The 26,471-nt window shown below is 70.5% G+C and carries 22 protein-coding genes and 1 riboswitch; of the genes, 12 read left to right on the top strand and 10 right to left on the bottom strand.

Annotated features, from left to right (window positions below; all coding sequences use genetic code 11):
- Positions 1-12 precede the first annotated feature (12 nt).
- A complete protein-coding gene (locus OG194_RS11700) occupies positions 13-1,269 on the bottom strand; it encodes a citrate synthase family protein (RefSeq protein ID WP_327400806.1) in 1,257 nt (418 codons plus the stop codon).
- Between the two features lie 98 nt (positions 1,270-1,367).
- Here OG194_RS11700 and OG194_RS11695 point away from each other — a divergent pair, with 98 nt between their 5' ends.
- Positions 1,368-2,534, top strand: coding sequence for a citrate synthase/methylcitrate synthase (locus tag OG194_RS11695; RefSeq protein WP_327400805.1), 1,167 nt, complete (start codon positions 1,368-1,370; stop codon positions 2,532-2,534).
- A 111-nt stretch (positions 2,535-2,645) separates the two neighbouring features.
- Here the strand turns inward: OG194_RS11695 and OG194_RS11690 are convergent, their stop codons facing one another.
- Positions 2,646-2,882 carry a hypothetical protein gene (locus OG194_RS11690; protein ID WP_327400804.1) on the bottom strand — a complete coding sequence of 79 codons (237 nt, stop codon included), beginning with the start codon at positions 2,880-2,882 and terminating at the stop codon, positions 2,646-2,648.
- A 302-nt stretch (positions 2,883-3,184) separates the two neighbouring features.
- Positions 3,185-3,691, bottom strand: a complete 507-nt coding sequence (locus tag OG194_RS11685) for a DUF6082 family protein (RefSeq protein ID WP_327400803.1) — start codon at positions 3,689-3,691, stop codon at positions 3,185-3,187.
- Between the two features lie 635 nt (positions 3,692-4,326).
- Between OG194_RS11685 and OG194_RS11680 the strand changes: the two genes are divergently transcribed.
- A complete protein-coding gene (locus OG194_RS11680; protein ID WP_442811789.1) occupies positions 4,327-5,460 on the top strand; it encodes a CobW family GTP-binding protein in 1,134 nt (377 codons plus the stop codon).
- A 10-nt stretch (positions 5,461-5,470) separates the two neighbouring features.
- Here OG194_RS11680 and OG194_RS11675 read toward each other — a convergent pair whose 3' ends face one another.
- Positions 5,471-7,927, bottom strand: a complete 2,457-nt coding sequence (locus OG194_RS11675) for a DNA gyrase/topoisomerase IV subunit A (RefSeq protein ID WP_327400802.1) — start codon at positions 7,925-7,927, stop codon at positions 5,471-5,473.
- 327 nt (positions 7,928-8,254) lie between these two features.
- On the opposite strand from OG194_RS11675, the gene OG194_RS11670 reads away from it, so the two are divergent.
- From OG194_RS11670 to OG194_RS11655, 4 genes are all read left to right on the top strand, one after another.
- Positions 8,255-9,610 carry a M16 family metallopeptidase gene (locus tag OG194_RS11670; RefSeq protein WP_327400801.1) on the top strand — a complete coding sequence of 452 codons (1,356 nt, stop codon included), beginning with the start codon at positions 8,255-8,257 and terminating at the stop codon, positions 9,608-9,610.
- Positions 9,607-10,995: a M16 family metallopeptidase gene (locus OG194_RS11665; RefSeq protein ID WP_327400800.1), complete on the top strand. Its 1,389-nt coding sequence runs from the start codon at positions 9,607-9,609 to the stop codon at positions 10,993-10,995. Before OG194_RS11670 ends, OG194_RS11665 begins: the two co-directional genes overlap by 4 nt.
- Positions 10,996-11,209: 214 nt before the next feature.
- A riboswitch (cyclic di-AMP (ydaO/yuaA leader) is annotated at positions 11,210-11,369 on the top strand.
- A gap of 13 nt (positions 11,370-11,382) precedes the next feature.
- Positions 11,383-12,138, top strand: a complete 756-nt coding sequence (locus OG194_RS11660) for a M23 family metallopeptidase (RefSeq protein WP_327400799.1) — start codon at positions 11,383-11,385, stop codon at positions 12,136-12,138.
- Between the two features lie 188 nt (positions 12,139-12,326).
- Positions 12,327-13,031, top strand: a complete 705-nt coding sequence (locus tag OG194_RS11655; protein ID WP_327400798.1) for a GntR family transcriptional regulator — start codon at positions 12,327-12,329, stop codon at positions 13,029-13,031.
- Positions 13,032-13,192: 161 nt separating this feature from the next.
- Here the strand turns inward: OG194_RS11655 and OG194_RS11650 are convergent, their stop codons facing one another.
- Complete coding sequence (locus tag OG194_RS11650; RefSeq protein WP_013000229.1) at positions 13,193-13,474, bottom strand: HPr family phosphocarrier protein; 282 nt, start codon at positions 13,472-13,474, stop codon at positions 13,193-13,195.
- A gap of 189 nt (positions 13,475-13,663) precedes the next feature.
- Here OG194_RS11650 and OG194_RS11645 point away from each other — a divergent pair, with 189 nt between their 5' ends.
- From OG194_RS11645 to OG194_RS11630, 4 genes are all read left to right on the top strand, one after another.
- The gene (locus tag OG194_RS11645; RefSeq protein WP_327400797.1) at positions 13,664-16,522 is read left to right on the top strand and encodes a bifunctional acetate--CoA ligase family protein/GNAT family N-acetyltransferase; all 2,859 of its coding nucleotides are present in this window, start codon (positions 13,664-13,666) and stop codon (positions 16,520-16,522) included.
- 115 nt (positions 16,523-16,637) lie between these two features.
- On the top strand, positions 16,638-17,234 hold the full coding sequence (locus OG194_RS11640) for a DUF5998 family protein (RefSeq protein ID WP_327400796.1): 597 nt from the start codon (positions 16,638-16,640) through the stop codon (positions 17,232-17,234).
- Positions 17,234-18,424 (top strand): alkaline phosphatase family protein, encoded by a 1,191-nt coding sequence (locus tag OG194_RS11635; protein ID WP_327400795.1) that lies wholly within the window; start codon positions 17,234-17,236, stop codon positions 18,422-18,424. Before OG194_RS11640 ends, OG194_RS11635 begins: the two co-directional genes overlap by 1 nt.
- Before the next feature lie 43 nt (positions 18,425-18,467).
- Positions 18,468-19,115: a thymidine kinase gene (locus OG194_RS11630; RefSeq protein WP_033283967.1), complete on the top strand. Its 648-nt coding sequence runs from the start codon at positions 18,468-18,470 to the stop codon at positions 19,113-19,115.
- Positions 19,116-19,118: 3 nt separating this feature from the next.
- On the opposite strand, the gene OG194_RS11625 is transcribed toward OG194_RS11630, so the two are convergent.
- The gene (locus tag OG194_RS11625; RefSeq protein WP_327400794.1) at positions 19,119-19,604 is read right to left on the bottom strand and encodes a DUF4352 domain-containing protein; all 486 of its coding nucleotides are present in this window, start codon (positions 19,602-19,604) and stop codon (positions 19,119-19,121) included.
- Positions 19,605-19,678: 74 nt separating this feature from the next.
- Positions 19,679-20,482: a VOC family protein gene (locus tag OG194_RS11620; protein ID WP_327400793.1), complete on the bottom strand. Its 804-nt coding sequence runs from the start codon at positions 20,480-20,482 to the stop codon at positions 19,679-19,681.
- 321 nt (positions 20,483-20,803) lie between these two features.
- Between OG194_RS11620 and OG194_RS11615 the strand changes: the two genes are divergently transcribed.
- On the top strand, positions 20,804-21,655 hold the full coding sequence (locus OG194_RS11615) for a sulfurtransferase (RefSeq protein ID WP_327400792.1): 852 nt from the start codon (positions 20,804-20,806) through the stop codon (positions 21,653-21,655).
- Positions 21,656-21,745: 90 nt separating this feature from the next.
- Here the strand turns inward: OG194_RS11615 and sepH are convergent, their stop codons facing one another.
- Complete coding sequence (sepH, locus tag OG194_RS11610) at positions 21,746-22,771, bottom strand: septation protein SepH (RefSeq protein WP_327400791.1); 1,026 nt, start codon at positions 22,769-22,771, stop codon at positions 21,746-21,748.
- A 471-nt stretch (positions 22,772-23,242) separates the two neighbouring features.
- Between sepH and OG194_RS11605 the strand changes: the two genes are divergently transcribed.
- Positions 23,243-23,977 carry a hypothetical protein gene (locus OG194_RS11605; protein WP_327400790.1) on the top strand — a complete coding sequence of 245 codons (735 nt, stop codon included), beginning with the start codon at positions 23,243-23,245 and terminating at the stop codon, positions 23,975-23,977.
- Here OG194_RS11605 and OG194_RS11600 read toward each other — a convergent pair.
- Together OG194_RS11600 and OG194_RS11595 are read right to left on the bottom strand one after the other, a co-directional pair.
- Positions 23,901-25,220: a D-arabinono-1,4-lactone oxidase gene (locus OG194_RS11600; protein ID WP_327400789.1), complete on the bottom strand. Its 1,320-nt coding sequence runs from the start codon at positions 25,218-25,220 to the stop codon at positions 23,901-23,903. The two genes, OG194_RS11605 and OG194_RS11600, sit on opposite strands and share 77 nt — an antisense overlap.
- Entirely contained in the window at positions 25,180-26,424 is a 1,245-nt protein-coding gene (locus tag OG194_RS11595; protein ID WP_327400788.1) for an MFS transporter, read from the bottom strand. Before OG194_RS11595 ends, OG194_RS11600 begins: the two co-directional genes overlap by 41 nt.
- Positions 26,425-26,471 lie beyond the last annotated feature (47 nt).

Here is a 26,471-nt window from a genome sequence, read left to right as displayed (position 1 = left end):
CGCGCTCGTGTCCTACTCCGGTAGTGGTTGAGGCGGCCTGGGGCCCACGTAGTGACCGCTGGGCCGCATGCGCAGCGGCCGCTCCCCGTACTCCTCCAGAGCGTGCGCGATCCAGCCCGCCGTACGGGCGACGGCGAAGATCGTCTCGCCCGCCGTGGAGGGCATCCCGGAGGAGACGGTGAACACGGCGAGCGCCAGGTCGACGTTGGCGTGCAAGGGGGTGTGGCGGGCGGTGGTGGCGACGATGTCGCGGGCCGCGGCGAGGGCGGGCGCGGCGCCCGGGACCTGCTTCAGGAGCGCGAACAGGGCACGCGCGCGTGGGTCTTCGCCCGGGTAGAGCCGGTGCCCGAGTCCGGGGACGCGGCGGCCGGCGCGCAGTTCGTCCGCGACCACAGGGGCGGCGGTGCCCTGGTCGAGCACGTCGAGCAGCAGTCGGTGCGCCAGGCCGCTGGCGGCGCCGTGCAGGGGGCCTTCGAGGACCCCCAGGCCGGAGGAGACGGCCGCGTAGGGGTGTGCGCGGGCCGAGGCGGCGACGCGCACCGCGAGCGTCGAGGCGGCCAGGTCGTGGTCGACGAGGAGCCCAAGTACCGTGTCCAGGACGTGCAGTGACGCCTCGTCAGCCGGCCGTCCACTCAGTCGCGCCCACAGACGGTGGGCCAGCGGACCCTCGTCGCGATGCGCGCGCCGTACCGGCGGCAGGGCCGCTACGAGGGTGGGGACGAGGATGCGCGCGGTGCCGAGCACGGCGTCCTCGGACAGGTCGAAACGCAGCGGGTCCGCGGTCGCCGCCGCGATGGCCGCGACCCGCAACCGGTCGGTGGGACCGGTGTGTTCGGGCAGCGCGTCGACGGCGCGACGGGCGACGCTGACGGACGCCTTGGGCGCGGTGAACGTGATCCCGGGGCGCAACTCCCCGGTCCACAGCCACTCGGCGATCTCCTCGTAGGAGTGGCGCGCGGCCAGCTCGGTCGCGTCGACGCCCCGGAAGTAGTACCGGTCCTTCTCGATGAGCGTGATCCGGGTCCGTACGGACAGCTCACCCCCGGAGCCCGAACTCCCGCTGCTCTCCCGCTTGTTGCGCCGGGCGAGCGCCTCCACCTCCTTGGCGTCGAAGGTGCTGCCCCGTCCGCCGGGCTCGCGCCTGCTGCTCAGCTGTCCGCGACTCACGTACGCGTACACGGTGTCGGGCTTCACGCCGAGCAGTTCGGCGGTCTCCTTGGTGGTCAGCCGTCGCTCGGGATGACCGGGAGCGGTTTCTTGATCGCGCATGGAGGCCACGGTATCCATCCCTTGCATATATTGATTCAATCAATATTGACAGAGATTGAATCAATCATGGACATTTGAATCAAGTCCAGGGAGGAAACATGTCCATCAACAGGGCCGCAGCCACTCGTATCGAGGTTCCCCGGGGACTCGCGGGCGTCGTCGTCACCGACACCCGAATCGGTGACGTCCGGGGGATCGAGGGCTTCTACCACTACCGCCAGTACTCCGCCGTCGAACTCGCGCAGACCCGCGGCTTCGAGGACGTCTGGCATCTCCTCGCCCATGGCGAACTGCCGGACGCCGAGCGGAGCGCCGCGTTCGCCGCCGAGACCGCCGCGCTGCGCGGGCTGCCGGAGGAGGTACGGGCCGCGCTGCCCGCGGTGGCGGCGGCGAGCGGCACGTCCGGACCGCTGTCGGGGATGCGTACGGCTCTGTCGCTGCTCGGCGCCGCGAAGGGCTTCCGGCCGGTGTACGACATCGACGCGGACGCGCGCCGCCGGGACACCCTCGTGGCGTCCGCGGCGGTACCGACGCTGCTGACCGCGCTGTACCGGCTGGGGCAGGGACTCGACCCCGTGGAGCCGCGCGAGGACCTCTCCTACGCGGCCAACTACCTCTACATGCTGACGGGTTCGGAACCGGACAAGCAGCAGGCCAGGGCGATCGAGCAATACTTGATCTCAACCATTGACCATGGATTCAATGCGTCAACCTTCACCGCGCGGGTCATCGCGTCGACGGGGGCGGATGTGGCGGCCTGCCTGGTCGGGGCGGTCGGGGCGCTCTCGGGTCCGCTGCACGGGGGTGCGCCCAGCCGGGCCCTGGACACTCTGGACGCGATCGGAACCCCGGACCGTATCGACCCCTGGATCCGCGAACGCGTTCTCGCCGGCGACCGCATCATGGGCTTCGGCCACGCGATCTACCGCACGGAGGACCCGCGTTCCCGGATGCTGCGCGAGGTCGCCCAGCAGTTCGGCGGCCCACGGGTCGAGTTCGCCGTCGAGGTCGAACGCCGGGTGGAGGCCATCCTCGCGGAACTCAAGCCGGGCCGTGAGCTGCATACCAACGTCGAGTTCTACGCGGGGCTGGTCATGGAACTGTGCGGGCTGCCGCGGGAGATGTTCACTCCCACGTTCGCGGCTGCGCGGGTGGTGGGGTGGAGCGCGAACGTGGTGGAGCAGGCGGAGGACTCGAAGATCATCCGGCCGGTTGCGCGGTATGTGGGGGTGGGGGCTCCCGTGGCGGTGCCGCTCATGAGCTGACTTCGCGGAACGGTCAGGAGTGAGGCCCGGCACCGCGGGGTGCCGGGTTCTCTGTGTGTGCAGGTTCTCTGTGTGACCAGAGGGAGAGACGTGCCTTGGCGGTCGGAGGCGTCAGGCGTTGGGGATGTCCCGTTTTGCCCGTACGAGGGTCTCGCGACTGATCACGACGATGCGCTCGTAATCGGCACGTGCGGCGTCAGGAGGGAGCTCGGAGTCGAGTTCCGCAGTCGCTTCGCGCCCAATGACGGCGAAGTCGCCGTTGCTGAGCTCGAAGATGTCGGGGCAAGTCTGGCCTGTGGCGCTGCCTCGCTCGCGAGGCGAGGCCCCGACACGTCGCACGATTCTCACTGAGAGTTACCACCCTTACTCGGAGTGAACTGAAATTCTCCGAGTGTGGCTCCTTGTGGCTCGGAGGGACGGAAAGCCTCCGAGCGTGGCGGCGCCCAGGCAGGTGTGGCGCCGGAGCATGTACGTCTCCGAGCGTGAAGGGTGTTCGTCGGAGTGCCCGGAGAGGGCCAGGTGACAAGATAGCGACAGTGTGGGTGGTGGTGGGGCACTTGAGGCCAAGCAATGAGGTGAAACCTGTCGCCTTTCGCTTGACGGATCGGTTTCCGAGGCGCCGACGCCGGGTCCGGGTGAACCGGTTGGTGTCAGGGCGAATCGCCCGGTGTCTCTCCGACGACCCACCACTCGTCGGTGTCCGAGTCGTCGAGTTCCTGGATCAAGTCGTCCATGATGCGGCCGAGCCCGGCCTCCTCCGAGGAGTCGGGCAGGCTCTTCCTGTGGTGCTTCGTTGCCGCCCAGTACTCGCGGAAGACCTGGTTCTGGCACATGACCCGGAAATGGCCGTGAAGTTCGGGCAGGGTCAGGGCGCCGATGCGGTGGTAGTAGAGGGCGTTTGCGTAGAGGGCGTTCGCGAAGAGGTACTGACGCTGCTTCTCGGGTGGCACCTCGGTCTCGTACGTATTGAGGACGCCTGCCAGGGCGGGGTCGTCCATGGCTTTGCACAGGAGGGCGAAGTGGAGCCGATGCTGTTCGGCGAGAGCTGCTTCGCGCCGATGGCGTGAGGTCGGCCCGGCAAGGGACGCGATCATGCCGGCGATCCTCGCTTTGACGGCTGAACTGAGCCCCTGTATCCCCACGTTCTGTGTGGCCATGTCAACAACCCCCGAATCAGGCGGCCGTCCGCCGGTCGTCGGGGTGCGGGTCGACTGATGGGGACCGGCGAGCGATGGGCGGCGCTTGCCGTCTCCCAGAGTGCCGAGCGGCTCTGATCGGCAGGGAGGCGGAGAGGAGGCGCACGGAGGGAAGCGAGGGTCGCACGAACCGGCGCCTTCCCCAACGTCTGCCCCGCAAGCGCTGCTAACAATCGTTCACTTCGCGGCGATTCTTCCGGCTCGTATCCTGGGGCGGCATTCAACCTCCGTACGTGTGCCGGACCGCGAGCCGGTGCACGCGTCGGCGTGAAAGAGGTCGCACGTTGAGCCAGCAGAGCCCGAGCGCAAGCCCGAGCCAGAGCACCGAACCGGCGTCGGTCCCGAGTACGGATCCGAGCCTGCCCGCAACCTCGGTTCCGAGCGCGGCCACGACTCCGGTTCCGAGCCGGAATTCGACTGTGGCTCCCACCTTGGACCCGACCTCGATTCCTGTCCCGGACCCGGACCCGGCCCCGATCCCGACCTCGACTCCGGCTCAGGGCCCGATCCCGGCCTCGGCCCCGGCTCAGGCCTCGACCCCAGCTTCGGCTTCGGCTTCGGTTCCGGCCCCGACTTCCGACCCGACCCCGCCTCCGATCCCCGCCCCGGCGCCCGCCCCGACCCCTTCCCCGGATCCAACCCCGCCGCCGACCCCCCACCAGATCCCCGTCCTCGTCCTCGCCGGATTCCTCGGCTCCGGCAAGACCACCCTCCTCAACCACATCCTCCACCGCAGCGGAGGCAGCCGTATCGGTGCGATCGTCAACGACTTCGGGGCGATCGAGATCGACGCGCTGGCCGTGGCCGGGGCGCTCGGGGACTCGACCGTGTCGCTCGGGAACGGGTGCCTGTGCTGTGCCGTGGACGCCAGTGAACTCGACGTCTATCTGGAGCGGCTCGCGCGGCCCTCAGCCGGTATCGACGTCATCGTCATCGAGGCCAGCGGACTCGCCGAACCGGAGGAACTGGTGCGGATGTTGCTCGCCAGCCAGCACCCGGGGATCGTCTACGGCGGACTCGTCGAGGTCGTCGACGCCGCCGAGTTCGACGACACGCGCGCGAAGCACCCCGAGGTCGACCGGCATCTCGCCCTCGCCGACCTCGTAGTCGTCAACAAGCTGGACCGGGCGGTCGACGCCCCGCGCGTCCTCGGACTCGTCCGCTCACTCGCCGACCGTGCCGCCGTCGTGCCCGCCACCTATGGCCGTATCGACCCGGAGTTCCTCTTCGGCTGCCGGCCGAACGAGGAACGTGTCGGGCAGCTGACCTTCGACGACCTGCACGACCACGCCGGTGCGGAGCCGGACGAACACGACGCGCACGCCGACCATTTGCACACCGCCTACGACAGCCTCTCCTTCGCCTCCGACGACATGCCCATGGACCCGCGACGGCTGATGGCGTTCCTGGACAGCAGGCCCGAGGGGCTCTACCGCATCAAGGGGTACGTCGACTTCGGCGCCCACGATCTGCGCAACCGGTACGCCGTGCACGCCGTAGGACGCTTCTTGAGGTTCTATCCGGAGCCCTGGGCGAGCGGCGACACCCGGCTGACCCAGCTCGTGCTCATCGGCACCGGCCTCGACATGCCCGCCCTCGGCAAGGAGTTGGAGGCGTGCAGGCAGGACGCCCCACACGCCGACGAACACGGCATGTGGGGCGTCCTGCGCTACGTACAAGAACCGGACCAGGAGCCGAAGTCCGACGAGGAGCCGGGACCGGAGGCCTGAGGGGCCGGCGCTACACCGGCCCCGCCACCACCGACACCGTCTTCGCCAGCGACACGCCCGAGCCGTCCCGTCGCGGGTCCATTTCCGGGAGTTCCGCCGGTGTGCCGTCCCGTTGTGCCGCCTTGGCCGGTACGGGGCCCGTCCAGGCCAGGGAGAGACAGTCCTCGCCCTTCAGGAAGCGCTGGCAGCGGACGCCGCCGGTGGCGCGGCCCTTGCGGGGGTACTGGTCGAACGGGGTGAGCTTGGCCGTCGTCTGGACGGAGTCGTCGAGCGTGCCGCGCGAGCCCGCGACCGTGAAGACGACCGCGTCCACGGCGGGGTCGACGGCCGTGAAGGAGATGACCTTCGCGCCCTCGGTGAGTTTGATGCCCGCCATGCCGCCGGCCGCGCGGCCCTGGGGGCGCACCTGGGCGGCCTGGTAGCGCAGCAGTTGGGCGTCGTCCGCGATGAAGACCAGGTCCTCCTCGCCGGTGCGCAACTCGACGGCGCCGACGATCCGGTCGCCGTCCTTGAGCGTGATGACCTCCAACTCCTCCTTGTTCGTGGGGTAGTCGGGGACCACACGTTTGACGACGCCCTGCTCCGTGCCGATGGCCAGGCCCGGGGAGGACTCGTCGAGGGTCGTCAGGCAGATGACCGTCTCGCCCTCGTCCAGGGAGACGAACTCCGAGACCGGGGCGCCGCCGGAGAGGTTCGGCGCGGCGGCCGTCTCCGGGAGCTGGGGCAGGTCTACGACGTTGATGCGCAGGAGGCGGCCGGCCGAGGTGACCGCGCCCAGCTCGCCGCGGGCCGTCGCCGGGACCGCCGAGACGATCACGTCGTGCTTGGTGCGCCGGGCCTCGGAGTCCTCGGGGAAGGGCTCGCCGTTCGCCGTACGGGCCAGCAGACCCGTCGAGGAGAGCAGCACCCGGCACGGGTCGTCGGCGACCTGGAGCGGCACGGTGGCGGTGGGGGCGCCCGCCGACTCCAGCAGGACCGTACGCCGGTCGGTGCCGAACTTCTTTGCCACGGCGGCCAGTTCGGTGGAGACCAGCTTGCGCAGCTCGGTGTCCGACTCCAGGATGCGGGTCAACTCGGCGATCTCCGCGCGGAGGCGCTCCATCTCCGACTCCAGCTCGATCCGGTCGAACCGGGTGAGGCGGCGGAGCGGGGTGTCCAGGATGTACTGCGTCTGGATGTCCGACAGGGAGAAGCGCTCCATCAGACTCTGCTTCGCCTGCGCGGAGTTGTCGCTGGAGCGGATGAGCCGGATGACCTCATCGATGTCGATGAGCGCGGTGAGCAGACCCTCCACCAGGTGGAGGCGGTCGCGCCGCTTGGTGCGGCGGAACTCGCTGCGTCGCCGTACGACGTCGAAGCGGTGGTCGAGATAGACCTCCAGGAGTTCCTTGAGGCCGAGCGTGAGGGGCTGACCGTCCACCAGGGCAACGTTGTTGATGCCGAAGGACTCCTCCATCGGCGTCAGTTTGTAGAGCTGCTCCAGGACCGCTTCCGGTACGAAGCCGTTCTTGACCTCGATGACCAGGCGCAGGCCGTGCGCGCGGTCGGTGAGGTCCTTGACGTCGGCGATGCCCTGAAGCTTCTTCGCGCCGACCAGGTCCTTGATCTTGGCGATCACCTTCTCGGGGCCTACGGAGAAGGGCAGTTCGGTGACGATGATGCCCTTGCGGCGTGCCGTCACGTTGTCCACGGCGACCGTGGCGCGGATCTTGAAGGTGCCGCGGCCCGTCTCGTACGCGTCCCGGATGCCGGTGAGGCCGACGATCCGGCCGCCCGTCGGCAGGTCGGGGCCGGGGACGTGCCGCATCAGGGTGTCCAGGTCCGCGTTCGGATAGCGGATCAAGTGCCGGGCGGCCGCGATGACTTCGCCCAGGTTGTGCGGCGGCATGTTGGTGGCCATGCCGACCGCGATGCCCGACGAGCCGTTCACCAGGAGGTTCGGGAAGGCGGCGGGCAGGGCCACCGGCTCCCGCTCCTGGCCGTCGTAGTTCGGGGTGAAGTCGACCGTGTCCTCGTCGATCGACTCGGTCATCAGGTTGGCCGCTTCGGACGGCCGGCACTCTGTGTACCGCATGGCGGCCGGCGGGTCGTCGTTGCCCAGCGAGCCGAAGTTGCCGTGGCCGTCGGCCAGCGGCACGCGCATGGAGAAGGGCTGGGCCATGCGCACCAGGGCGTCGTAGATCGACGCGTCCCCGTGCGGGTGCAGCTTGCCCATCACTTCACCGACGACACGCGCGCACTTCACGTAGCCGCGGTCGGGGCGCAGGCCCATCTCGTCCATCTGGTAGACGATCCGTCGGTGGACCGGCTTCAGGCCGTCCCGGGCGTCCGGCAGGGCTCGGGAGTAGATGACCGAGTACGCGTACTCAAGGTAGGAGCCCTGCATCTCGTCGACGACGTCGATGTCGAGGATCCGCTCCTCGAACGAGTCGTCGGGCGGCGGGGTCTTCGTGCTGCGGCGGGCCATCGCTGCCGGCTCCTCTTTTCTGGTCGCTCGCCTGGGGGTCGCTCCCCTTCGGCTCACTCATGCTGAAGCGTGAACGGGGTCTTGACGTGAACCATTGTGGACCGCGGCACTGACAACGCGGACCAGGACCCGGCGTTGCCCGCTCGGGTCCGTCGCCGGCGGCTGCCGTGTGAGTCCACGTGTGCGACTGCCCGCAGGCTACGCGATCTCGCTCTCGGCGTACGTCCGCCGGGAACTTCGCCGACGGTCCGCACGCTTGCATACAGTGGCGGGACGAGCAGGATTTCTGCGGTTCCAGCCAGATAATCCGCGATCGAAGGGACGTACATGCCCATGGGTCACACGGCCACCGCCGAGGCAGGGTCCGGCGGTCTGACAGCGACCGAACACCGCTTGGCCAACGGTCTGCGCGTGGTCCTCTCCGAGGACCACCTGACCCCGGTCGCGGCGGTGTGCCTCTGGTACGACGTCGGTTCCCGCCACGAGGTCAAGGGACGCACCGGCCTGGCTCACCTCTTCGAGCACCTGATGTTCCAGGGCTCCGGACAGGTGAAGGGCAACGGACACTTCGAACTGGTGCAGGGCGCGGGCGGTTCGCTCAACGGCACCACCAGCTTCGAGCGCACGAACTACTTCGAGACCATGCCCACCCACCAGTTGGAGCTCGCGCTCTGGCTGGAGGCGGACCGCATGGGTTCCCTGCTGGCCGCCCTGGACGAGGAGTCCATGGAGAACCAGCGGGACGTCGTCAAGAACGAGCGCCGCCAGCGCTACGACAACGTGCCCTACGGGACAGCGTTCGAGAAGCTGACCGCCCTCGCCTACCCGGAGGGTCACCCCTACCACCACACGCCCATCGGCTCGATGGCGGACCTGGACGCGGCCACCCTGGAGGACGCGCGCGCGTTCTTCCGCACCTACTACGCGCCCAACAACGCGGTCCTGTCCGTGGTCGGCGACATCGACCCCGAGCAGACGCTCGCCTGGATCGAGAAGTACTTCGGGTCCATCGCGTCGCACGACGGCAAGCCCGAGCCCCGCGACGGCACGCTGCCCGAGGTGATCGGCGGTCAACTGCGCGAGGTCGTCGAGGAGGAGGTCCCGGCCCGCGCCCTGATGTGCGCCTACCGCCTGCCGAACGACGGCACGCGCGCGTCCGACGCGGCCGACCTCGCCCTCACCATCCTGGGCGGCGGCGAGTCCTCGCTCCTCTACAACCGCCTTGTACGGCGCGACCGTACGGCCGTCGCGGCCGGCTTCGGTCTGCTGCGGCTGGCCGGGGCGCCCTCCCTGGGGTGGCTGGACGTCAAGACGTCCGGGGACGTCGAGGTGCCGGTCATCGAGGCCGCCATCGACGAGGAGCTCGCCCGGTTCGCCGAGGAGGGCCCCACCGCTGAGGAAATGGAGCGCGCCCAGGCCCAGTTGGAGCGCGAGTGGCTGGACCGGCTCGGCACGGTCGCGGGCCGCGCCGACGAACTGTGCCGGTACGCCGTCCTGTTCGGCGACCCGCAGCTCGCCCTGACCGCCGTGCAGCGTGTCCTGGACGTGACGGCGGAGGAGGTGCAGGAGGTCGCCAAGGCCCGTCTGCGCCCCGACAACCGCGCGGTGCTCGTCTACGAGCCGATCGCGGACGAGGATGACGAAGCAGAGGCCGGCGACGAGAACGAGGAGGCGGCCAAGTGACCGAGCTCGCCACGATGGAATTCCACCCGCAGCCCCAGGCCGGCGAAGCCAGGCCGTGGGCCTTCCCGGCCCCGGAGCGCGGGACGCTCGGCAACGGCCTGACCGTGCTGCGCTGCCACCGCCCCGGCCAGCAGGTCGTCGCCGTCGAGGTGCTCCTGGACGCGCCCCTGGACGCCGAACCGGCGGGCCTGGACGGTGTCGCCACGATCACCGCGCGGGCCTTCTCCGAGGGCACCGACAAGCACTCCGCCGAGGAGTTCGCCGCCGAGCTGGAGCGCTCCGGCGCCACCCTCGACGCGCACGCCGACCACCCCGGGCTGCGCCTGAGCCTGGAGGTCCCGGCGTCGCGCCTGGCCAAGGGACTCGGCCTGCTCTCCGACGCGCTCAGGGCGCCCGCGTTCGCGGACAGCGAGGTCGAGCGGCTGGTCCGCAACCGCCTCGACGAGATTCCGCACGAGACGGCCAACCCGTCCCGCCGCGCGGCCAAGGAGCTCTCCAAGGAGCTGTTCCCGGCGACCTCGCGCATGTCGCGTCCGCGCCAGGGCACCGAGGAGACCGTCCAGAAGATCGACTCCGGGGCCGTACGCGCCTTCTACGACCGGCACGTCCGCCCCGCGACGGCCACCGCCGTGGTCGTCGGCGACCTCACCGGCATCGACCTGGACGCGCTCCTGGCCGACACTCTGGGTTCGTGGACGGGTTCCGCCGCGCAGCCGCGTCCCGTGCCGCCGGTGACCGCCGACGACACCGGGCGCGTCGTGATCGTGCACCGTCCCGGCGCCGTCCAGACGCAGCTGCTCATCGGCCGCGTCGGCGCCGACCGGCACGACCGCGTGTGGCCCGCGCAGGTGCTCGGCACGTACTGCCTCGGCGGCACCCTCACCTCCCGCCTGGACCGCGTCCTGCGGGAGGAGAAGGGCTACACCTACGGTGTGCGGGCGTTCGGCCAGGTGCTGCGTTCGGCACCCGACGGCACGGGCGCATCGATGCTCGCCATCAGCGGCTCCGTCGACACCCCGAACACCGGTCCGGCGCTGGACGACCTGTGGACGGTGCTCCGCAAATTGGCCGAGGGCGGACTCACCGACGCCGAGCGGGACATCGCCGTACAGAACCTCGTCGGGGTGGCGCCGCTCAAGTACGAGACCGCCGCGGCCGTCGCGAGCACGCTGGCCGACCAGGTCGAGCAGCACCTGCCCGACGACTACCAGGCGACGCTGTACCAGCAGCTCGCCGCGACCGGCACCGTGGAGGCCACCGCGGCGGTCGTGAACGCCTTCCCGGTGGACCGTCTGGTGACGATCCTGGTCGGCGACGCGGAGCAGATCAAGGAGCCCGTGGAGGCTCTCGGTATCGGCGAAGTGACCGTCGTCCCGGCCGAGTAGACGACCCGTAGCGAGCCGAACAGCGGCACGCGCGCGTGGGGGCCCTGGTGACTGAAGAGTCACCAGGGCCCCCTATTGTCCGAATTGGGGGAGAGGTTGCCTGTCTGCGCTGTGGCATGTGCAACAAAACCCGTGATCCGTTTGGGGATTGAAAGTGGCCCCGCTTAGCGTCGGTCCGGCTGTCCGTCAGGCACCGCGCCGCACTCGCGGCACCGGACAGTCATCGCCGAGTCCCCGTACGGCGCGAGCCAGGGGAGCCGGGGACCCACGTCCCTGGGGTGAATCGGACGCCCGCGCGCGGAGCGAGGGGGTCCGTAGGAGACCTTCCTGCTCCGAACCCGTCAGCTAACCCGGTAGGCGAGAAGGAAGGAAAGGACCACCCACTTCATGGCGTTCACCCGCGCCACCGGGAAGCACCGTCGCCCGAGCCGGACCCACCGCACCACCGTTCGCGTCGCGAGTGTCGCGGCCCTCACCACCACCGGCGTCGTCGGCACCCTCGCGAGCGCCCCCGCGTTCGCAGCGGAGCCCGCCGTGGAGCAGACCGGCCTCACCCCCGTCATCGCCATGGGCGACGCCGTCGCCGAGAAGATCGACGCCCAGGCCGCCGCCCAGCAGCAGGCCGCGGCCGAGCAGGCCGCCAAGGAAGAGGCCCGAGCCAAGGCCGCCGCACTGGCCAAGGCGGAGCGCGCGGCCGAGGTACGCGCCGCCCGCGCCGCCGAGCGCAAGAAGCTCAACACCTTCGTCGCACCGGTCACCGGCTCGTATGTCTCCACCGGCTACAAGACCGGCGGTTCCCTCTGGTCCTCCGGTGCCCACACCGGCATCGACTTCCACGCCTCGACCGGCACCTCCGTGCACGCGGTCGGCTCCGGCACCGTCGTCGAGGCCGGCTGGGGCGGCTCGTACGGCAATCAAGTGGTGATCAAGATGGCCGACGGCATGTACACCATGTACGGCCACCTGTCGTCCATCGGTGTCTCCGTCGGCCAGACGGTCACCCCGGGCGAGCAGATCGGCCTCTCCGGGGCGACCGGCAACGTCACCGGACCGCACCTCCACTTCGAGGCCCGCACGACCGCCGAGTACGGCTCCGACGTCGACCCCGTCGCCTACCTCCGCAAGCACGGTGTGAACGTCTGACGACGCACCGCCGCACTTCCCGAAGCCCTGGCCCGCCCGGCCGGGGCTTTCGGTGTTTCCGGAGCCCTCCTGTCCAAAAAATATCCATGGATTCCGGTCCGCCATCGGAAATTCCCGCTCATTGCAATAGAGTCACGGAACACACGTCAATCGTCGACGTTTCACGGGGATTAAGGCGGAGGTCGGACATGCGTATTCCGGCGCACTCGGTATGCACGGCGATCCGGGACGACATCGTCGCCGGTGTCTACGAGCGCGGCAGCCGGCTCACGGAGGAACTCCTCGCGCGCCGGTACGGGGTCTCGCGCGTCCCCGTCCGGGAGGCCCTGCGCACGCTGGAGGCCGAGGGGTTCGTGGTGACCCGGCGGCACGCGGGCGCGTGCGTCGCGGAACCGACCGAGCAGGAGGCCGCCGACCTGCTGGAGATGCGGATGCTGCTGGAGCCGCTCGGCGCCTCACGGGCCGCCCAGCGCCGCACCGAGGCCCACCTCAAGGTGCTGCGCGGCCTCGTCAGGCTGGGTCAGGAGCGCGCCAGGCGGGGCAACAGCGAGGATCTGCGCTCCCTGGGCAGTTGGTTCCACGAGACGCTGGCACAGGCCTCCGGGAGCCCCGCGCTGACCTCGATGCTGACCCAGCTGCGCCACAAGATCGCCTGGATGTACGCGGTGGACGCCCCGGCCAACCCCGTCGAGTCCTGGGCCGAGCACGGGGCCATCGTGGACGCCGTGGCCCGCGGCGACGGCGAGCGCGCCCGGGCGATCACCGCCCTGCACACCGAGCGCGCGGGCACCGCGCACCGGCTGCGCTTTCCCGGCGGGGCGAACGGCGCGAACGGCACGGAACGTGTGAGGACTTCGCAACCTCCCGTAAACATGTCGGGTCTGCGGCATTAACACGGGCGCCGTATACAAAGAGAGGCTAATTCGCGGGGGATTATTTATGCTGCCCGCAAGTGGAATTGCGAAGGGCTCGCCCGGTAATTCGGACGAGCCCTTCGAGGTTGCGGTACATCGTTTTTGGACGAAAAGCACCGCACCTAGCAATTGCGGGATGTTCAGACGGTCTCGGGGAGTTCCTCAAGACCTTCCGCGACCAGCTTCGCCAGTCGGTCGAGGGCCGCGTCCGCGCCCTCGGCGTCCGACGCGAGGACGATCTCCTCGCCGCCCTGGGCGCCCAGGCCCAGAACCGCGAGCATGGAGGCCGCGTTGACGGGGTTGCCGTCGGCCTTGGCGATCGTCACGGGGATACCCGAGGCCGTGGTGGCCCGGACGAAGATGGAGGCGGGGCGGGCGTGAAGGCCCTCCGCCCAGCCGACGTTGACGCGGCGCTCAGCCATGTGATGCTGCCCTTCAGAGTCTCAGGGTTGTCTAGACCAGTTTCCCACACGCGAAGCGAGCCCGGACCGGTCCCGTGGACCGTCCGGAGCGAGTCGTCGGACCGCGGCCTCGGCCCGACTTCTCCTCGCTGCTTTTCACCCACAGACTGCCTCGCGCCGTTGTCAGACGCGAGCCGTACGCTGGGCCCCATGCAGCAGACCTCGTCGGACCGGCACGAGTACCCCGCCCACTGGGAAGCCGACGTGGTGCTGCGCGACGGGGGTACCGCGCGCGTCAGGCCCATCACCGTCGACGACGCCGATCGCCTGGTCAGCTTCTACGAGCAGGTCTCCGACGAGTCGAAGTACTACCGCTTCTTCGCGCCGTATCCGCGCCTGTCCGCCAAGGATGTCCACCGCTTCACGCACCACGACTTTGTGGACCGGGTGGGACTCGCGGCCACCGTCGGCGGCGAGTTCATCGCCACCGTACGCTATGACCGCATTAGTGCCGACGGGCGTGCCGCCACCGCCCCGGCAGACGAGGCCGAGGTCGCCTTCCTGGTGCAGGACGCGCACCAGGGGAGGGGCGTCGCCTCCGCCCTCCTGGAGCACATCGCGGCCGTCGCCCGGGAGCGCGGCATCCGGCGCTTCGCCGCCGAGGTGCTGCCCGCCAACAACAAGATGATCAAGGTGTTCACAGACGCGGGCTACACCCAGAAGCGCAGCTTCGAGGACGGCGTCGTACGCCTGGAGTTTGACCTCGAACCCACCGACAGGTCCCTCGCCGTGCAGCGCGCGCGGGAGCAGCGCGCCGAAGCGCGGTCCGTACGGCGGCTGTTGGTGCCCGGCTCGGTCGCCGTCGTCGGTGTGGGCCGTACCCCCGGAGGGGTGGGCCGCAGCGTTCTCGACAACATCAGGGACGCCGGGTTCACCGGTGGCCTGTACGCCGTGAACAAGGCGTTCCCCGAGGAGCGGAAGGACCTCGACGGGGTGCCGGCGTACCGCTCGGTGCGCGACATCGAAGGCCCCGTGGACCTGGCTGTCGTCGCCGTTCCGGTCGAGCACGTCCCCGAAGTCGTCACCGAGTGCGGCGAACACGGGGTGCAGGGGCTCGTCGTGGTCACCGCCGGGTACGCCGAGAGCGGCCCCGAGGGACGCGAGCGCCAGCGTGAACTCGTGCGCCACGCGCGCACGTACGGCATGCGCATCATCGGGCCGAACGCCTTCGGGGTCATCAACACCGCAGCCGACGTACGGCTGAACGCGTCCCTCGCCCCCGAGATGCCGCGCCCCGGACGCATCGGGCTGTTCGCCCAGTCCGGTGCCATCGGCATCGCCCTGCTGTCCCGCCTGCACCGGCGCGGCGGCGGGGTCACCGGAGTCACCGGAGTCTCCACGTTCGTGTCGTCCGGCAACCGCGCGGACGTGTCCGGCAACGACGTCCTTCAGTACTGGTACGACGATCCCGACACCGACGTCGCCCTCATGTACCTGGAGTCCATCGGCAACCCCCGCAAGTTCACCCGCCTTGCCCGGCGCACCGCGGCGGCCAAACCGCTGGTCGTCGTCCAGGGCGCCGGATCCGCCCCCCAAGGACACGCGGTCCGTGCGACGCGACTGCCGCACGCGACCGTGTCCGCGCTGCTGCGCCAGGCCGGGGTGATCCGCGTCGAGACGATCACCGAACTGGTCGACACAGGGCTGCTCCTGGCGCGCCAGCCGCTGCCCGGCGGGCCACGCGTGGCGATCGTCGGGAACTCCGAGTCGCTCGGGCTGCTGACCTACGACGCGTGCCTCTCCGAGGGGTTGCGGCCGCTCGCCCCGCTGGATCTGACCACGGCGGCGACGGCGGCAGACTTCCATCGGGCACTGTCGGAGGCGTTGGCCGACGAGGCGTGCGACGCGGTCGTGGTGACGGCGATACCCGCGGTGGGGGAGGGGCCGGCCGAGGACGCGGCGCTGGCGGAGGCACTGCGGTCCGCCGCCGCGGCGGCTCCCGGGAAGCCGGTGCTGGTGGTGCACGTGGAACTCGGGGGGTTGGCTGAGGCGCTGTCCGCCGCGATGAGCACGGCACCACAGGTCGCTTCCAAGGCGCCCGGTACCGAGGGGGGCGCCGACCGGTCCCGCCCTGCGCAAGGACCACCCCGACAGAGCGCCGTAGAACCGGAGCAGGCCGTCCCCGCGATGCCCGCCCCCGAAGGCGGCGGCCTCATCCCCGCCTTCCCCGCCGCCGAGCGCGCCGTCCGCGCCCTCGCCGAAGCCGTGAAGTACGCGCAGTGGCGGCGCGAGGCCACTGACCCGGGCCGGGTGCCCGAGTTCGAGGACATAGACGAGAAGGGCGCCGCCGGACTGATCGGCGGGCTGCTCGCGCGCGGACAGGGCCTCACGCTCGGCGTCGACGACACCTGCGACCTGCTCGGGAAGTACGGCGTCGACGTCCACCGCGCGCTGCCCGCGCCCACCCCCGACGCCGCCGCCGAGGCCGCCCGCACCCTCGGCTACCCGGTCGCCCTCAAGGCCACCGCCCCGCACCTGCGGCACCGGGCCGACCTGGGCGGCGTACGACTGGATCTCGCGGACGAGGACCAACTACGGCGGGCGTACGCCGAGTTGGGCGAGTTGTTCGGGAAGCCGGAGGAGCTGCGGCCGGTGGTGCAGCGGATGGCGCCGCGCGGGGTCGACACCGTCGTACGCGCCGTCATCGACCCGGCGGCCGGGGCCGTTCTGTCGTTCGGGCTCGCCGGAGCCGCCTCGCAGCTGCTCGGGGACACCGCGCACCGGCTGGTTCCGGTCACGGACCGGGAGGCCGGGTCGCTGGTCCGGTCGATCCGGACGGCGCCGCTCCTGTTCGGCTGGCGCGGCTCCACGCCGGTCGACACGCCTGCCCTGGAGGAGCTGCTGCTGCGGGTGTCGCGGCTGGTCGACGATCATCCCGAGGTCGTTGCCGTGACCCTGGAGCCGGTCGTCGTGGCCGCGCACGGACTGAGCGTGCTCGGCGCCTCCGTCCGCCTGTCCCCGCCGCCCGCCCGCGACGACCTCGGCCCGAGGACGCTTCCCGTGTACTGACAGATGTACTGACGGATGTGCCGACGGAAGCTTCCCGCGCACCGGTCCCGTGTACTGAGACAGCTGTGACGAGACCGTGCTCGGCGGTGCCTCGCAGTCAGTGCGCCACCGTAGGATGGACGTCATGGCCAAGACCAGTACGACGACCCAGGGGCTGCGTGCGGCGATCGAGCGCAGCGGCTACTACCCGGCCCTCGTGGCCGAGGCGGTGGAGGCCGCCGTGGGCGGCGAGCCGATGCGGTCGTTCCTGGTCCACCAGGAGACCACGTTCGACCAGAACGAGGTGCGCCGGCATGTGACCGTGCTCGTCCTCACCGGCAACCGCTTCATCGTCAGCCACACCGACGAGCAGGCCGCCGACAGCACCTCCCCGACGCCGTACGCGACGACGTCCACGGAGTCCGTGAAGCTCGGCCGGATCTCGTCCGTGGTGCTCAGCCGCGTGGTCGCCAACCCGGAGTCGTACACGCCGGGCACGCTGCCGCGCGAGGTCGTGCTGACCATCGGCTGGGGTGCCGTCGCCCGGATCGACCTGGAGCCGGCCGCCTGCGGCGACCCCAACTGCGAGGCGGACCACGGCTACACGGGCAACTCGACGGCGGACGACCTGAGCCTGCGCGTCAGCGAGGCCGGCGACGGCCCGGAGACGGTGCAGCAGACCCTCGCCTTCGCGCAGGCTCTCTCCGAGGCGACCGCGGACGTTCCCCGCTGATGGCACAGCCAGCTACCTGGGACCACCCCGAGCCCCTGGCCGTCGAGTCCGCGCCCGTTCCCGAGTACGGTTCCGGCTCCCTCGCCGACCTGCTGCCCACGCTGGCCGCGGGCATGGGCGTACCCGGTACGACCGCGGCGATCCCGGAGCTGACCCCGGCCGACCGCAACTGCGTCTTCCTGATCGACGGCCTCGGCTGGGAGCAGATCAAGGACCACGCCGACGAGGCGCCGTACCTGCACGCACTCCTCGGCAGCTCGCGCGGCGGCACCGGACGTCCGCTCACCGCCGGCTACCCGGCGACCACCGCGACCTCCCTCGCCTCCGTCGGCACCGGCCTGCCGCCCGGCGCCCACGGCCTGCCCGGCTACACCGTGCGCAACCCGGACACCGGCGCGCTGATGAACCAGCTCCGCTGGCAGCCGTGGACCAAGCCGGGGGTCTGGCAGCCGTACCCCACGATCTTCCAACTGGCCCAGGACGCGGGCGTGCACGCCGCGCAGGTCTCCTCGCCCACGTTCCAGAACACCCCGCTGACGAAGGTCGCGCTCAGCGGCGGCACGTTCCACGGGCGGCTCACCGGCGAGGAGCGCATGGACCTCGCGGCCGAGCAACTGGCCGCCGGGGACCGCTCGTTGGTGTACACGTACTACGCCGAACTCGACGGCGCCGGCCACCGCCACGGCGTCGCCTCCGACACCTGGCGCGGTCAACTCATGTACGTCGACCGGCTCGTCCAGCGCCTCGCCGAGCAACTCCCGCCGCGCAGCGCGCTGTACGTCACCGCCGACCACGGCATGATCGACGTGCCCTTCGACGAGGACCACCGCATCGACTTCGACGCGGACTGGGAACTGCGCGCCGGCGTCGCCCTCCTCGGCGGCGAGGGCCGCGCCCGCCATGTCTACGCGGTACGGGGCGCCGAGAACGACGTGCTGACCTGCTGGCGCGAGGTCCTCGGCGAGCAGTTCTGGATCGCCTCACGGGACGAGGCGATCGCGGCCGGCTGGTTCGGCCCGCACATCGACGAGCGCGTCCACGACCGCCTCGGCGACGTGATCGCGGCGGCCCGGGACGACGTCCTGATCATCGCGTCCGAGCGCGAGCCGAAGGAGTCGGCGATGGTCGGCAACCACGGCTCGATGACCCCTGCCGAGCAGCTCGTCCCCCTGCTCGAAGTACGCTCCTGAAGTCCCACCGTCCTCCGTCTTGCCGAAAGGTGCTCAACTCCCCATGCCCGAGCTGGTGTTCTTCTCCGGAACGATGGACTGCGGGAAGTCGACCCTGGCGCTCCAGATCGAGCACAACCGCTCGGCGCGCGGCCTGGCGGGGATGATCTTCACACGCGACGACCGCGCGGGCGAGGGAAAGCTTTCCTCACGCCTCGGCCTGGTCACCGACGCGGTGGAGGTCGAGGACGAGCAGGACCTCTACGCGTACGTCGTCGACCACCTCTCCCAGGGCGGTCGCGCGGACTACGTCATCGCCGACGAGGCACAGTTCCTGGCGCCGGTGCAGATCGACCAACTCGCGCGCGTGGTCGACGACCTGAGCCTCGACGTCTACGCCTTCGGAATCACCACCGACTTCCGCTCCAAGCTCTTCCCCGGCTCCCAACGCCTGGTCGAACTCGCCGACCGCGTGGAGGTCCTCCAGGTCGAGGCCCTCTGCTGGTGCGGCGCCCGCGCCACCCACAACGCCCGCACGATAGGCGGCGAGATGGTCGTCGAGGGCGCGCAAGTCGTCGTAGGCGACGTCAACCAGGCGGAAGCGGTCGGTTACGAGGTCCTGTGCCGCCGCCATCACCGCCGCCGGATGACGGCGGCTACGGCGCGGGCGGCGGCGCTGTCACCGGATGTGCTGCCGATGACGTCGGCGTAGCGCTCAGGGCACCTGCCATTCGCCGACGTCGTCGGAGAACCCGCTGTCCATGGCGAACTGGACGCCGACGATGCGTGATGCCCTCGGCACCTCGAACGTGATGAAGCCGAGGGCCGTCTTCCCGGGGCTGATCGTGACGCTGCCCGGGAACGACGGACCGGCCGTGGAATCGTTGAACGATTCCGAGAACCGCTGCCCGTCCTTGTCGATCACGGTCGCCCCGTTGGACGGCGAGTCCTTGTAGACGACGGTTCCCGTGTTCTTGAGCTTGAACTGCACCGCCACGAAACGGTTTCCCGCGGACGGGGTCTCGTACTGCCCGGCACGGGCCGGATCGACGACCTTCACGACGGTCACGTCGAGCTTCTCACCGGATTTGATACCGGTGAGGCCCAACGTGTCGCCCACCTTGCTGCCGGACATCGGCGCCAGAGCCAGCGCCGGAACTGCCAGCAGACAAGTCAACAGCGGTGCTGTACGACGACGCATCGCTCCTCCAGGTGTGCGGAGCGGCTGATGACCCCCATGATCCGCCCGCACCGCACCCGAAGCGACCCGAAGGACTACCGCGGTCCCTCGATCACCGAGAACATCGCGCCCTCGGGGTCCGCGACCGTCGCCACGCGGCCGTGGGGGCTGTCGTGGGGTGGTGTGAGGATGTGCCCGCCGAGGTCCGTGACGCGGCGTAGGGCCTCGTCCGTGTCGGCCACCTCGAAGTACGTCATCCAGTGCGGGCCCCGGTCGCGGGGCAGGGCCGTGCCGACGCCGTGGATGCCGGCGACCGGGTGGCCGTCCAGGTGCAGGGTGACGTAGTCGAGGTCGGCGGAGGCCACCGGTACTTCCTCGTAGCCGAACACCGCCTCGTAGAACTTGGCGACGCTCGCGGTCTCGGAGGTCAGCAGTTCGTTCCAGGCGGGTGTGCCGGGGACGCCGGTGAGGATCGTGCCGAGGTGGTCGGAGGCCTGCCAGATGCCGAAGACCGCCCCCGACGGGTCCGAGCCGATCGCGAGCCGGCCGGCCTCGGCCGCGTCCAGGGGGCCCACCCCGACCGTCCCGCCACACATTCGTACCGTCTCGGCCGTCTGGTCGACGTCGTCCGAGGCGAGATACGGCGTCCACGCGATGGGCAGATGCCGGTCCGGAGGCAGTTGCCCGATGCCGGCCACCTCCTGCCCGTCCAGCAGGGCCCGCGCGTAGGGGCCGAGCTGCTGGGGACCGGGTTGGAATTCCCAACCGAACAGCTCTCCGTAGAACTCCTGAGTCGTGGCCATCCCGTGCACCATCAGACTCACCCAGCAGGGCGAGCCCTGCGTACGCCGAGTGTGCGTGTCGCCGTTCAGGCCGGCCGACCCCCGTGCCTCGGTCATCGTCACCTTCTCCTAGGCCCCTCGCGGTGGCCGTATCGCTTCCGCAGTGCGGATCCGCGTGCCGCAGCCGCGTGCACGCCCCGTGCCGATGCTCGCACCCCCCGTGACGCACCGCGTCCCGGCCGCGCCGTCGACGGGCGGCTCACCTGGGGAGGATGACCGATCTGCGGCCACTCGTCCGTTTCCGGATGATTGCCGAGGGGTGTCCATCAGCTGTACAGCATGTGCTCGTTCCCGTACGCCTCGTGATCGAGACTGTCCGGCCGAGCAGAGTAGTCGGACCTGGACGCCACGGCCACCCCTTGCGCGAGGATGGTGGCCATGAACGCCATCATCTCCGCATCCGAACTGGCGAGCGATCTCGCCGGGACGAACCCGCCGGTCCTGCTCGACGTCCGCTGGCAGCTCGGCGTCGCGAAGGCCGCAGGTGAGCCGCCCTTCGACGGCCACGTCGAGTACGCGGCCGGGCACATCCCAAGTGCCGTCTACGTAGACCTCGATCAGGAACTCGCCTCGGCCGCCGGCGCCCACGGCCGCCACCCCCTGCCGGACACCGCGCGCTTCGGCGCCGCGATGCGCCACGCGGGCGTGTCGGCCGACCGGCCGGTCGTTGTGTACGACGGCGGCCAGGGCTGGGCGGCGGCGCGCGCGTGGTGGCTGCTGCGCTGGACGGGTCACCCGGACGTGCGGGTCCTCGACGGCGGCCTTCCCTCCTGGGAGGGGTCTCTGGAGACGGCCGCACCGACGCCGACCGAGGGCGACTTCACCCCGGAACCGGGCGCCGTGGAACTCCTCGACGCCGACGGAGCCGCCGCCCTCGCCCGCACCGGCATCCTGTTCGACGCCCGCGCGGGGGAGCGTTACCGGGGTGAGGTGGAACCGATCGACCGCGTCGGCGGCCACATCCCGGGCGCCCTGTCCGCCCCGACCAACGAGAACGTGGGCCCGGACGGCCGCTTCCTCCCGCCGGAGCGACTGGCCGCCCGCTTCAAGTCCCTTGGCGTTACGGAGGGTTCGGGCGTCGGCGTGTACTGCGGCTCCGGCGTCTCGGGCGCCCACGAGGTACTGGCCCTGGCGGTCGCCGGGATTCCGGCCGCGCTCTACGTGGGCTCCTGGTCGGAGTGGTCCGCGGACCCGGAGCGGCCGGTGGCCGTGGGCCCGGACCCCCAGTAGTACCCGTACACCCGTAGTAGCCGTATCCCGTACGACGACGGAGGCCCGCAGCCGAACCGGCTGCGGGCCTCCGTACGAGCAACTGTCCTGCTACTCCTGCTTCTTCCTGCGCGTCCCGAAGACGATCTCGTCCCAGCTCGGAACGGCCGCTCTACGACCCGGACGGACGCCGTCCGCCTCGGCCTGGCGGTCGGTGGAGCCGATGAGCCGGTCGCGATGGGCCCCTACGGAGCGGGGCATCAGGACATCCGCGTACGCCGAACCGGCCGAGGCCGCGGGAGCCGGGGGCTCCTCCTCTTCCGGTTCCGCCGCGGGCTCCTCCGGGGGATCCGAGGGGCGCTCGGGGACCACCATGTCGCCGCGGAAGCTCGGTACCGCCTCCAGGAGGCTGGTCAGCGAGTCGCGCTCGCTCTCCTCGACCGGCTCGGGCGACGGCAGCGCGGGACGCTCCGGGCGCTCCAGGGCACGGTCCAGCGGCCGGTCCCGGGGCAGCCGGGCGATCCGCGGCACGAACGGGAAGCTGGGCTCGGGTGTGACGGAGAGGTCGTCGGACTCGCCGATCAGCGAGCGCGCCTCGTCGTCGACGGCCTGGACGAGCCGCCGGGGCGGGTCGTACGTCCAGCTCGCCGAGTGCGGTTCGCCCGCGACGACGTAGACGAGCAGGACTTCCCAGGTGCCGTCGTCGCGGCGCCAGGAGTCCCACTGGACGGTCTCCTTGTCGGCGCCGCGCAGCGTGAGACGTTCCTGGACGGCCTCGCCGAGCTGGGGTCCCGCGTTCTCGCCGGGGCGGCGGACAGGGGTCTTCCGGGCGCGCTCGGCCATGAAGGCGCGCTCCGCGAGGACGGGACCCTCGAAGCGCCGCACTCGGTCGACGGGGATACCGGCTAGTTGGGCGACTTCCTCCGCGGAGGCGCCGGCACGTATACGTGCCTGAATGTCTCGGGGGCGGAGATGGCTCTCCACCTCGATCTCGATCTGGCCGAGGCGGGGACGGTCGCCGCGTACAGCGGCGCGCAGACGCTCGTCAATCGGAAGCGTGTACTCCGTGCTGTCCGCAGCCTTCAGCACCAGCCGTGTGCCGTCGTTAGAGACGGCCACGACACGCAGTTCGGGCATGGGGACCTCCCGGGTGGTGCCTGCCGACGTCACGTGCGTCGCTGCTTCCGCTAGTCGAGTGTGGCCTGCCCGGGTGCAGCCTGCCACAACCTTGCCGAGTTGCCCGGCGTGTCGGGCGCGGGCCCGAACTCGCCGTTATGGCACGGTTACCTATTCGCAACGCTAAGTGACAAACTACGTCACCCTGTGCAACTGGCCTCCTCTGGGCGGTCCATTGAGGCCGCGGACGCCCTGGCAGGAGACCGCACCCAGGGCTCGCAACAGTACTCCATTTGGACCACGTGCGTGGATTGGCACGCCGCCCAACTTCTTGTGGGGGGCGGGACTTGGCGGCCTGGAGCGGGGTTCGGGCGATCTTGAAAGTGGCGTACTTCACGCAATAGCCGGAAACGGAACTATTGGTTTCGACCGTACGTCCCTTTGTCGTACAGATAGTTGATCAGGTACGAGAAAGCGAGGCAAGGTCCCGGAATGCGTGCAAGGCCCGATGTCAGCAAGAAGCGGATCGATCTGAGCGTCCCTCAAGTCGCGGGCGGCGCGGTGGCGGCGGTGGTGGCCGCCAAGCTCGCCTCCTACTTCGGGGTCTACGGCACGATCCTCGGCGCCGGCGTCGTGAGCGCGATAGCCACCTCCGGAGGCTCCGTCTTCCAGCACTTCTTCAGCCGGACCGGCGCACAGCTCCGGGAAGCGACCGTCACCTCCGAGGAGGCGGCACAGACTCCCGCTCGTCCAGGGGAGTTCACGGAGGCCACGGTCTACCGCGCGCGGGTGGGCAGTTGGAGGCGCCCGCTGCTCGCCGCGGCCCTCGTCTTCGGGGTCACCATGACCGGGATCACCGTCTACGAACTGGTGTCCGGCGACAGCTTCAGCGGTGGCAAGGGGACCACGGTCAGCGCCGCCGTCACCGGCCACGACACGTCCTCGTCCCCGAAGTCCGGTGACGGCGAGCCGAGTCCGACCGATTCCCCGTCCGGCTCCTCGAACGGCCCGTCGGCCGACCCGGAGACGTCATCCGGTGCGACCGACGGTGGCGCAGAGTCCAACAGCGGCGATACGACGTCGAGTCCGACGCCGACGCCCAGTGCTTCGGACGGCGGCGGTACGCCGACCCCCACGCCGAGCGCGTCGGCTACTGACCCAGCACCCTCCGCAAGTAGTCGTTCTGGAACCGGCGATCAGGATCCAGCCGGTCCCGAAGCGCCGTGAACTCGCCGAAGCGCGGGTACACCCCGGCGAAGTACTCGGCGTCCCGGGTGTTCACCTTGCCCCAGTGCGGCCGGCCCTCGTGCGCGGTGAAGATGCGCTCGGCCTCGGTGAAGTACGCCTGGTAGGGCGTGCCCCGGAACATGTGCACGGCGATGTAGGCGCTGTCCCGGCCGGAGGCGGTGGACAGGGCGATGTCGTCCGCAGGGGCGGTGCGGACCTCCACCGGATAGCTGATCCTGAAGTCCGAGTGGTCGATCATCGCCTTGAGTTCCCGCAGCGTGTCCACCAGGGCCGCGCGCGGAACGGCGTACTCCATCTCCACGAACCGCACCCGGCGGGGCGAGGTGAAGACCTTGTAGGGGATGTCCGTGTACGTCCGTGCGGACCAGGCCCGGGTGGAGATCTGAGCGATGGTCGGAACGGTCGCGGGCACCGCGCGGCCGACCATGTTGGCCACCTGCCAGAGGCCGTTGGCCACGAACTCGTCGTCGAACCAGCCCGCCAGCGGCTTCACGGGCTGCTCCGGGCCCATGCTGCGGTTGTTGCGCTTGGTGTTGGTGGACGCCGTGTGCGGGAACCAGTAGAACTCGAAGTGCTCGTTCTCGGTCCAGAGTTCGTCGAAGCGGCTGGTGACCTCGTCGAAGGGCATCGGCTCCTCGCGGGCCGTGAGCAGGAAGACGGGCTCCACGGCGAAGGTGATCGCGGTGATGACGCCCAGGGCGCCGAGGCCTATGCGGGCCGCCGCGAAGACGTCCGGATTCTCCTTCTCGGAGCAGGTCAGCACCGAACCGTCCGCCAGGACCAGTTCAAGTCCCCTGATCTGGGCCGCGATCGAGGCCGAGTCGCGGCCACTGCCGTGGGTGCCGGTGCTGGTCGCGCCCGAGACCGTCTGCTCCATGATGTCGCCCATGTTCGTGAGCGACAGACCCTCGCGCGCGAGGGCCATGTTGAGTCTCTTGAGCGGGGTGCCCGCCTCGACCGTGACCGTCAAGGCATCGCGATCAATGTTGCGGATGCCGGTCAACAGTTGAGGGCGGATCAACACACCGTCCGTGGCGGCGATCGACGTGAAGGAGTGCCCGCTGCCGACGGCCTTCACCGTCAGACCGTCCTCACCGGCCCTCCGTACGGCCGCGGCCAGTTCCTCCACGGAGGCGGGCGTGACCTCCCGCGCGGGCCGGGACGCGACCGTGCCGCCCCAGTTACGCCACGTGCCGTTCTTCGCGCTCGCTGTGGTGCTCAACGGTGCCTCCCCGACCCGGTGCCGGTCTGCTGAGCCGGCGGTACCCGAGGAAACCCACCGCGACCGCGACGGCACCGGCGACGACCGGAACCCCGTACCCCGCACGCGCGCCGGCCGCGTCGATCACCCAGCCGGCGACGGAGGAGCCGAGCGCGACCCCGACCGCCAGGCCGGTGCTCACCCAGGTCATGCCCTCGGTGAGCTTCGCGCGAGGTACGTGCTCTTCTATGAGGGACATCGTCGTGATCATCGTGGGTGCGATGGACAGGCCCGCAAGGAACAGCGCCACGGCCAGAAGCGGCAAGTTTCCGACCAGTAGGAGGGGGATCATACTCACGGCCATCGCGCATATGCCCAGCAGCCACCGACGTTCCGGGGCTCCCCGGAAGCGCATCAGCCCGAACACGACTCCCGCCGCGCAGGAGCCCGCCGCGTACAGGGCGAGCACCACACTGGCGCCGCCCTTGTGACCTTGCTCGTCGGCGAACGCCACGGTGACCACGTCGACCGCCCCGAAGATCGCCCCGGTCGCCACGAACGTGGCCACCAGCACCTGGAGACCGGCCGTTCGCAGCGCCGAACCACCGCCCTTGTCCCCACGCGCGCGTGGATGCGGCGCGGGCTCGGTGGCACGCTGCGCGGTCAGCCAGAAGACGCCGACCGCAAGGAAGCAGGCGGCGAGCAGCGGACCGGCCTCCGGGAACCACGCCGTGGACAGTCCGATGGAGATGATCGGCCCGAAGATGAAGCACACCTCGTCGACCACGGACTCCAGGGAGTACGCGGTGTGCAGTTGCGGGGTGCCCCGGTACACGGCCGCCCAGCGCGCGCGGACCATCGCCCCCAGGCTCGGCACCGATCCGATGCCGGCGGCGCACACGAACAGCACCCAGTCCGGCCACTCGAAGCGGGCGGCCAGCAGCAGCCCGGCCGCCGCGGTCAGCGCGACGAGCGTCGCCGGCCGCAGCACCCGCCGCTGCCCGTACTGGTCGACCCAGCGCGAGATCCGCGGCCCGATCGCGGCGGCGGCCAGCGCGATGGCGGCCGACAGGGCGCCCGCGAGCCCGTAGCGCCCGTTGATCTGGGAGATCATCGTGACCACGCCGATGCCCATCATCGACAGGGGCATACGGCCGAGGAACCCCGCGGCGGAGAAGCCCTTGGAGCCGGGTGCGGCGAAGAGGGCGCGATAGGGGCTGGGCACGGGGGTCTCCGGTCGGGAAGAAGCGGGGGCGGCTCGGGGGGAGCAGT

The organism is Streptomyces sp. NBC_01288 (genome assembly GCF_035982055.1).
Classification (GTDB): Bacteria; Actinomycetota; Actinomycetes; order Streptomycetales; family Streptomycetaceae; genus Streptomyces.
This window is presented reverse-complemented; position numbering and strand designations above follow the sequence as displayed.